Source organism: Peribacillus sp. NPDC058002 (genome assembly GCF_042886655.1).
Classification (GTDB): domain Bacteria; phylum Bacillota; class Bacilli; order Bacillales; family DSM-1321; genus Peribacillus; species Peribacillus aracenensis.
Map to the genome: position 1 here is coordinate 1 of NZ_JBHVQU010000312.1, position 3,655 is coordinate 3,655.

The 3,655-nt window shown below is 43.5% G+C and carries 4 protein-coding genes; all 4 read right to left on the bottom strand.

The window, feature by feature from the left end; genetic code table 11:
- Positions 1 to 316: XdhC family protein (locus ACFVSH_RS24100; RefSeq protein ID WP_387708256.1), on the bottom strand; the 316-nt coding region annotated here is incomplete at its 3' end.
- Positions 317 to 341: 25 nt separating this feature from the next.
- Positions 342 to 1,208, bottom strand: a complete 867-nt coding sequence (locus tag ACFVSH_RS24105; RefSeq protein ID WP_387708258.1) for an FAD binding domain-containing protein — start codon at positions 1,206 to 1,208, stop codon at positions 342 to 344.
- The gene (locus tag ACFVSH_RS24110; RefSeq protein ID WP_387595273.1) at positions 1,202 to 1,669 is read right to left on the bottom strand and encodes a (2Fe-2S)-binding protein; all 468 of its coding nucleotides are present in this window, start codon (positions 1,667 to 1,669) and stop codon (positions 1,202 to 1,204) included. Before ACFVSH_RS24110 ends, ACFVSH_RS24105 begins: the two co-directional genes overlap by 7 nt.
- The gene (locus tag ACFVSH_RS24115; RefSeq protein WP_387708260.1) at positions 1,666 to 3,531 is read right to left on the bottom strand and encodes a xanthine dehydrogenase family protein molybdopterin-binding subunit; all 1,866 of its coding nucleotides are present in this window, start codon (positions 3,529 to 3,531) and stop codon (positions 1,666 to 1,668) included. Before ACFVSH_RS24115 ends, ACFVSH_RS24110 begins: the two co-directional genes overlap by 4 nt.
- Positions 3,532 to 3,655 lie beyond the last annotated feature (124 nt).

Sequence of the window (3,655 nt, forward strand, 5' to 3'; positions counted from 1 at the left end):
GTTCAGGCCTGCTTGTATAGACTTCAATAAAAACCCGTAACGTGCCGCCACAATTCATCTGAATTCCATCTTTTGCATTTTTATTCAATTTATATTCAACGATTTTAGATTGGCCATTTTGGATTGCCTTTAAACTATCTTCGATCACATAGTGTTCAGCCAAGCCCCCTCCGACAGTCCCTTCAATGGTACCATCCCGGTAGACAATCATTTTTCCAACATGCCTGGGAGTCGAGCCCTTTGATTCAATAATCATGGCTAAAGCAAAGGTTTCGTTTTGACGCGTCAGCATGGACACTTTTTCCATCAGCAGCATGAAAGCTCCCCCCTATTTTAAAACATTAATTCGGTTGATATTGCTTCACGCTAAGAAAATAACGTAAAAGATGTAACGCAACGGTTTTTCTGTAAGCCGCAGTGGAGCGTTGATCGTCGATTGGTCTAATGATCTTATCGAAAGCTGCCACAATCGCAGAGATGTCTGCATCGGCTAATGGTATCGTTTTTCCAACCAGCTTATTCTCAATATCAATGGAACGAACCATCGTAGGTCCGACCGCCCCGAAGGCAAATCGAATGTCATCGATTCGATCTTTGCTTAACCGGACGAAACCCGCAAACGATACTTTGGCAATGGCATCTGCGTTGCGGTTGCCGACTTTCTCGAAAACGACATGTGAATCTTCTAATACGAACGGCAGAATAATCTCCTTTACTATTTCATTGTGAAAGCGTTGAACCCGTCGTGGACCTTTAATAAAATCGCTAATCGCAACCATGCGATCACCATTTACGGAGCGCAACAGAATCATTGCATTGTATACATATAATAAAGGAAGCATGTCACCGGCTGGAGAGGCGTTGCAAACATTACCGCCTAATGTTCCCCGGTTTCTAATTGCCGGGGCAGCAATTGTTTTAATTGCATTCTTTAAAGCAAAAGGAATCAGCGGATTTTCAAGTAATTCACTATAGGTACAGCAGGCCCCGATGTGGAGATCCTTGTGATGTTGATACACCTGCTTTAATTCGGAAAGATGATCTATAAAAACAATCGGTTTAGGGATTTTCGGAGGTACTCCCCTTCTACTTTTGTGAAGAACCATAACATCGGTGCCTCCGGCTATGATTGAACAATCTTCTCTATTCAATTGGCTCAACGTTTCGTCTAAACTCTCGAAGCGATTCGCTGTTATTTTCTCTACCATAAGCCATCACCTTTTTTAGCTGCTAGGTTAATTGCCTCAACAATCATATTGTAGCCCGTACATCGGCACAGATTTCCGGAGATGCCTTCACGAATTTCAGCCTCTGAAGGATGAGGATTTTCAGATAACAAAGCTGCACTTGCCATAATCATCCCCGGAATGCAATAGCCGCATTGCACTCCCCCGGCGATGGAATAGCTCTCATCTAAAATTTTAAATTGTTCCGTTTCAGTGATGCCTTCGATCGTTTGAATATCGGCACCAGCAATCGAGCCAATTGGAATAAGGCAGCTGTTTTGCAGAAGGTTATTCACAAAAACACTGCAGGCTCCGCACTCCCCTTCACCACAGCCTTCCTTTGTTCCGATTAACTCAAACTCATCTCTTAATAAATCTAGTAATCTTGCTGTAGCAGGGGCGTCAGTTTCTACCGTTCTTCCATTTAGTGTGAATTTAATCAACCCTCTTCACCTTCTTTCATCCAAAGACTTTCAATAATGACTTCCGGTGTAATCGGAATTTGCTGAAAAGAAGTTTGCAGGGCATCCTCGATCGCAGATTGGACTGCTGGAGCGCCTCCGATTAAAGTCAATTCACCTGCCCCCTTCGCCCCGTATGGACCATCAGCATAGGGGTTATCAAAGACCTTGCTTTCAATTGAAACAACATCCAATGAAGTCGGCGGTCCATAATCCGATATGCTTTTTTGTTGGATTCTACCTTGCTTTGACGTCATCTTTTCTAGATAACCGTATGCTAGCCCTTGAGCCAAACCACCGTCAATTTGGCCTTTCATAATCCGTTCATCGATGACCTTCCCAACTTCATAATTGCCGTATACTTTTTCTAACTTTATATTTCCTGTTAACGTATCAACTTCTACTTCAACGATATTAACGCCCCATGAATAAGCCGGGTAGGCATCTCCAGTGAAGGTTTTCTCGTCCCAAGGAATCATTTCACGGTGAACATAGTGTTCAACTACTTCCTGTTCCACCCCTGTTTGCCACTGATCCTTAAGTTTTTTTGCGGCCCGTTCAAGCAATTTCCCGACAATCATCGTCGTCCTGGAAGCTACGGTCGGACCCGAGTCGGGAACCTCTTTTGTGTCGGGATAAGGGCACAAAATATCTTCGAACGGGAGGTTAAGTTCTTTGGCGACAATTTTACACAACGTCGTCAAAATACCTTGTCCCATATCAGAGTTTGAGATTTTTAGTGATACCTGGTCGTCCTTTGATTTAACCAGCTTCACCGTTGCTTTTATATGATCTCTTTCGCCACTGCCTGTAAATCCACAGCCGTGGAGGAACAACGAAGCTCCTATGCCTTTTTTACAGCGCTGATTTTGTTGATTTAAGCGCTGAAAATCTTCTTTTTTCTTTTTGTATTCTGACACGTTGAGTACGTCCTCAATCATTTCTTCCACTAATATCGGGTCGCGGAATTTACCTTTGGTGATGGTGGGGTCTCCTTGTTTGACGAGGTATTTTCGTTTATATTCAAGCGGGTCGATTTTTGCCAGTTTACTAAGATGTCCAATATGACTTTCGATTCCGGCAAAGCTTTGTGGAGCACCAAAGCCTCTGAAGGCGCCGTTCGGAACGGTATTTGTTTTTAAGACATAGCCTTTTGCATGAAAATGCGGAATTTTATAAACACCGGCACCGTTTATTAATGCGCGCTGGAGCACGACATCGCTCAATCCCACATTTGCCCCTCCATCGAGAAAGATGTCAACACACATGCTCAAAATATTTCCTTCCTTATCAAGGGCCGTTCGATATTTGAGTTTGGCCGGATGTCTTTTCGTCGTAACCAGCATATCCTCAGAACGGTCGAACACGAGCATTACCGATTTTTTGACTGCTCTTGCGGCAACGGCTACGTGACAAGCCATCATCGAAGGATAATCTTCTTTGCCGCCAAAACCTCCGCCGGTAGGACTTTGAACAACTCTAACTTCATCGTCACCACAGGCTAATGCGCTTAGCAATGCATTTTTTATATAATAAAGACATTGCATCGATCCCTGGACGACAATTTCATCATCCTTATAAACGGCGAGCATTCCTTGCGGCTCAAGGTAGACATGCTCCTGATAACCCGTATCATATTCTTCTTCTATGATTTGATGGGCTCCCTGCTCGATAGCTGAAATATTCTCTAAGCTTTCCCCAAATTCATGGCTTGCCAAAACTAAGGATACTGATTTTTGCTTGATCGCTTCGTCCAATGTATAGATAGCCTGATGTTCTTCAAATTCAATCTCCACTTCATTTAACAAACTGTACAGGATATCCAGGTCTTTGCCCGTGAGCATGAGAATCGGCTCACCAATATAATTGACCCACTCATTGGCAAAAATGGGCTGGTCTTTTTTGATAATTTTGACATAATTCGGTCCGGGGATTTGGTCTGGTGAAAGAGCGTGTTACCGTTGCGGA

Bases quoted from the DNA above. Each gene is read 5' to 3' on its own strand.
- ACFVSH_RS24105 (WP_387708258.1), bottom strand. From the start codon at position 1,208: ATGGTAGAGAAAATAACAGCGAATCGCTTCGAGAGTTTAGACGAAACG.
- ACFVSH_RS24115 (WP_387708260.1), bottom strand. From the start codon at position 3,531: ATGCTCACGGGCAAAGACCTGGATATCCTGTACAGTTTGTTAAATGAA.